General features: G+C 72.7%; 4 protein-coding genes and 1 pseudogene. All 5 read left to right on the top strand.

Annotation, left to right across the window (positions count from 1 at the left end):
- A partial coding sequence (locus tag P1P70_RS40490) for a winged helix-turn-helix domain-containing protein (protein WP_319246864.1) occupies positions 1-461 on the top strand: 461 nt, incomplete at its 5' end.
- On the top strand, positions 458-2,209 hold the full coding sequence (locus P1P70_RS40495) for a HAMP domain-containing sensor histidine kinase (protein WP_319246865.1): 1,752 nt from the start codon (positions 458-460) through the stop codon (positions 2,207-2,209). The genes P1P70_RS40490 and P1P70_RS40495, both read left to right, overlap by 4 nt.
- A 31-nt stretch (positions 2,210-2,240) precedes the next feature.
- Positions 2,241-2,393 (top strand): annotated as a pseudogene (locus tag P1P70_RS40500) (translocation protein TolB); the annotation flags it as partial.
- 86 nt (positions 2,394-2,479) lie between these two features.
- A complete protein-coding gene (locus P1P70_RS40505; RefSeq protein WP_319246867.1) occupies positions 2,480-3,826 on the top strand; it encodes a glycosyltransferase in 1,347 nt (448 codons plus the stop codon).
- Between the two features lie 48 nt (positions 3,827-3,874).
- The coding region (locus tag P1P70_RS40510) for a condensation domain-containing protein (protein ID WP_319246869.1) at positions 3,875-5,014 on the top strand (1,140 nt) is incomplete at its 3' end.

Below are 5,014 nucleotides of genomic sequence, written 5' to 3' on the forward strand. Positions count from 1 at the left end.
CGCCCGAACCCCGGGCCCCTTCCGCCTCCTCAGCGTCCGACGACGGTGCGGCCCCGCCGCCCGGTCCGCTCGTCGTGGACAGGCGGACCCGGCAGGTGTGGGTCGGCGAGGTCCCGGTCGCGCTGACGCCGAAGGAGTTCGAGCTGCTGGCGCTGCTCACCGAGGACCCCGGGGCGGTCTACTCCCGGCAGCAGATCCTCAACCGTGTCTGGGACGACCACTACCAGGGCCCGACCAAGACGCTGGACGTCCATGTCGCCACCCTGCGCCGCAAGTTGGGAGACCCGGCGTGGATCCAGACCCTGCGCGGCGTGGGCTTCCGGCTCGCCGTCCGCGCCCCGGGGCGGGGACAGGCGCACGGCCGTGGGCGCGGGGAGGAGACGAGGTCCGCGTCGGGGACGAGGCCGGGGCCGGCGGCGGGCTCGGGGAGGCACCGCACGCCCGAGGCCCGGGTGTCATGACCCGACGCCTGCTGCTGAGTTACCTCAGCCTCGCCGCCCTGGTCCTGCTCGGCCTGGAGATCCCTCTGGGCTTCGTCTACTCCCGGGCCGAGCGCGAGCGAATCGTCAACTCGGCCAACGACGAGGCCGAGTCGGTGGCCGCGTTCGCCGCGCTGTCGCTCGCCGCGCACCGCCCGGACGAACTCGCCGAACGAGCCAGACACTGCGCCCAGCGCATCGGCGGAAGGGTCGTCATCGTCGACGCGGACGGTCAACTGCTGGCCTCCTCCCACTCCCTGTCCGCCGAGGAGAAACGGTCCCTCTCCTCCACCCCCGAGATCTCGGCCGCGCTACGGGGCCGCGCCACCACGGACGTACGGACGACGACGACCGGCGGTGTCCACTACCTGTCCGTGGCGGCCCCGGTCGGCCACGCGACAGCGGGCACGGACACGGACTCCGGCCCGGACACGGACTTTAACTCGGGTTCGGGGAGCGACCCCGGCTCGGAGGACGACACGGACTCTCACACCGACTCGGGTACCGCCTCGGTCTGGTACACCGGCCCCGCCGTGACCACCGGCTCAGCCGCAACGGACACAGGGGCTGAGGCAGACACGGGGACTGTTTCGCGCACGAGGGCCGTACTGGACCCGGCGGCCGACCCACGGACCGTCTCGGAGGCCGGGCGGCCGGAATCGGGCGCGTCGGCGCAGGGTGCCGTACGCGTCACGCTCCCGACCACGATGGTGCACGCCCGCGTGTTCGCGGTCTGGCTGCTGCTGGCGCTGGCCGGACTCGCCGTGCTCACCGGCGTCGCCGCCGTGGCGTTCGCCTTCGCGCGCTGGACGGGGCGCCCCATCCGGCAGTTGGAGGAGGCGACCCACCGGCTGGCCGAGGGCGGTACGGCGACCAGTGTCGTGGTCACCTCCGGCCCGCCGGAGGTACGGAGTCTCGCGGCGGCCTTCAACACGACCGCGGCCCGCCTCGAACATCTGCTGGCCTCCCAACGGGCGTTCGCCGGTGAGGCCTCGCACCAGCTGAAGACCCCGCTCGCCGCCCTGCGGCTACGACTGGAGAACCTGGAACCGGACATCGCCCGGCGCGCCCGGCCGAGCCTCGACGCGGCCGTCACCGAGACCGACCGGCTGGCCCGGATGGTCGAGGGGCTGCTGGCGATGGCCCGCCTGGAGGAGTCCGCGGCCGTCCCGGCCCCGGTCGACCTGGGGGCGATCTGCGCGGAACGGCACCGTACGTGGGGGCCGTTGTTCGAACGCGAGGGGGTTTCCCTGGTCCTCTTCGCGGGTGTGGTGGGACCGGTGACGGCCGTCCCCGGAGCCGTGGAGCAGATCCTCGACAACCTCCTCTCCAACGCCCTGCGCGCTTCCCCCGCCTGCAGCACGGTCACCATGGAGCTACGGCTCCTCGTCCCCGCCCGCCGGGCCCTGCGCGACGCCCGGCCCAGCTGGGTCGACCTGCATGTCACCGACGAGGGGCCCGGTATGACGCCGGAGCAGCGCGCCCGCGCGTTCGACCGCTTCTGGCGCGCCCCCGGCGCGCCCAAGGGCGGCACCGGGCTCGGCCTCTCCCTCGTCCAGCGGCTCGCCCACGCCAGTGGTGGTGAGGTGACGCTGCGGGAGGCGGCCACGGGGGGCCTGGACGCGGTGGTCCGCCTGCCGTCGGCCGAGCCGCCGGGACCTGTGCACAGCCACGGGTTCGGGGGACGGCCCGGGCAACGGCGCCGCGAGGCACCGCCGTTGCCGGCGTGAACACCGGCGCGCCCTGCCGCACGAAGGCCAGCTCCGCGTCGACGGCCGGTCCGCCTCCGAGCTCACCGGCCCCGCCTTCTCCCCCGACGGCCGCCGTCTCCAATTCTCCAGCCGGCGCGGGACCAGCGGCAGTTCGTCGGGCAGGATCACGTACGAGGTGACGGGTCCTTTCCGGTCCGCATAATCGGAAAAAATCGCCGCCGAAAATATCGAACTCATTATCTCCCCAGACTAGTTCGAATTCCCTTCTGCTAGGTTCAGCGCGTGGTCATGCCCAATGAATCGGGGCCCGAGAGCCTCGGAGTCGGCGCCCTCCCGCGCAAGGTTCTTCTGGCGGCATGCGGTACTCGCGGGGATGTACAACCCTTTCTCGCATTGGCCGTGGCGCTGCGCCGCCACGGCCATCAGCCGTTATTGGCGGCCCCTTCCGCATACGCGTCCGAAGCGGCCGCGTACGGCGTCGATTTCGCCGCGATCGACGACGGCCCCACCCGGATCCTCGACGAGACGGCGACCCGACGGATCATCGACGACGGCCTCATGGGCGTGCGCGGGAAGATCGCCGCCGCGCGGACCGTCGCCCGCCTGAAACACCTGATGATCGCCCCGCTGCGCGACGTGGCGGCCATCGCGCACGACCACGGGGACGTGGCGGCGGTGGTGCATTCGGCGGCGTTCCCCGCCCAGCACGTCGCCGACATGCTGGACGTACCCGCCGTCGTCGTGGCGCTCCAGCCGGGGTGGATCCCCACCGACGCGTTCCCCTGCCCGCTGATGCCGCTCCCCCGGGTGCCGCGCTTCCTGAACCGGAGCACGTACGCCGTGGTCACGGCGGCCCAGCGGTCCCGCGAGGTGGAGCGCTGGCGGACGGGCGAACTGGGGCTGGCGCCACGCCGGCACCATGCCCGGCGGTGGCTGCGGGACCCCGAGGGCCGTCGGCGCCCGGTGCTCCAGCCGTTCAGCCGGCACATCACCCCGGTCGACCCGGCGTGGGGCGACGCCGTACGCACCACGGGTTTCTGGTACCTGCCCGCGCGCCCCGACTGGACACCGCCCAGGGAGCTGAGCCGGTTCCTGGACGAGGGCCCGCCCCCCGTCTACATCGGCTTCGGCAGCATGACCGGCACCCGGGCCCGCCGGAACCACGCGCTGGTCACCGAGGCGGTCCGCCGCACCGGCGTACGGGCCGTCGTCGCGACCGGCTGGGGCGGCATCGGCGCGCCGGGCAGGAACTCCGCCCCCCTGCCACCGAACATCCTGATGATCGAACAGGCCCCGCACGACTGGCTCTTCCCGCGTACGGCGGCGATCGTCCACCACGGTGGCCCGGGGACGGTCGGAGCCGCCCTCGCCGCGGGCCGCCCTCAGGTCCTCTGCCCGCACATGGGCGACCAGACCCACTGGTCCGCGCGTATGCGAGCACTGGGCGTCGCCCCCGCCCCCCTCACCGCCCGCGCCCTGACCGCGCCCCGGCTCGCGGAAGCGATCACCACGGCGGTGACGGACCGCCACCTGGCACACCGGGCGAACGAGATCTCCCGTCTCGTCCGGGCCGAGGACGGTGTCGAGGCGGCGGTGGATTCCCTACTGGCGCACATCCTCCCCACACCCACCTGATTTCCCCTCTCGACTTCCCCCCACAAGTCATGAACAGAAAGCCCCCGAGTGCTGCAAATCCCCTTTTCCGACGTCACCATCGAGCCCGGGACCGTCATCGCCTGGTCCCTGTACACGAAGCGCTCCGCATCGATCTCCTTCAAATCGGCCTCGTTCAATCAGGACAAGCACCATTCCTCGTCCGAGGCGACCCGGAGCACGCGCGACGGAATCGCCAGCTCGATCACGGTCACCTTCGAGATCTCGGGCCGACCGGACACCAAGGCCCTCGAAGCGGCGCTCCTGCTCCTCGTACGGCGCCACGAGGTGCTCCGCAGCGAGTTCCAGCGGCTCGCCGGCGACCTGAACTGCACGGCACTGGCGCCCGAGTCCATCGCCCTGGAGGCGGAAGTGGTCGGCCACTTCCACAGCGGGGACGATCTGCACACCCACCTCGACAAGACGTTCAAGAGCATCGACACGCTCTCCTGGCCGCTGTTCCTCATGGGCGCGGTGGTCCGGGAGGACGGCGCGACGGTCTACCTCTGCTTCGACCACATCGTGTGCGACGGCCTGTCCATGCCCGTCGTCGTGAACGAACTCCAGACCTCGTACGCCGCCCTCGCGGCCGGCCGTACCCCCGAACTCCCCTCCGCCGCCAGCTACTCGACCTTCGGTGACGACCAGCGACGCCGCTACGCGGCACTCCGCCCCGACGACGACCGCCTGCGGTACTGGAAGGACTTCATCCGCGGCAACGGCGGCTTCTTCCCCAGGTTCCCGTTCGACCTGGGCGTCCCGGAGGGCCACCTGTACCCCCTGGTGAACCGGGCGCTCCCCCTCCTCGACCCGCACCGCACCGACGCCCTGGCGGCGGGCGCCCGCGCCTCGGGCGGCAGCGTCTTCACCGCCGTACTGGCGGCCGCGGCGACGGCGCAGCACCGCTTCGGAGGGCCGGGGGTCTACCGGGGTCTGCTCCCCATCAGCGAACGGACGGACGAGGGCCGGGGCGAGGACGGAGGTGGTGTTGCCGTCGGGGCCGGAGGCGGGGGCGGGGGCCGGGACGGTGGAGGGGTAGGCGCAGGCCACCTTGGTGTCCGGGATGGGGAGGGCGTCGATGGCGGCGCGGAGCGCGAGCGCGGAGTGGTCGGCGCCCGCCCCATCCCGGACACCAAGGTGGACTGCGACTACCGCTCCACCGTCCCGGAC

The sequence above is a fragment of the Streptomyces sp. MB09-02B genome (assembly GCF_033794485.1).
Taxonomy (GTDB): domain Bacteria; phylum Actinomycetota; class Actinomycetes; order Streptomycetales; family Streptomycetaceae; genus Streptomyces.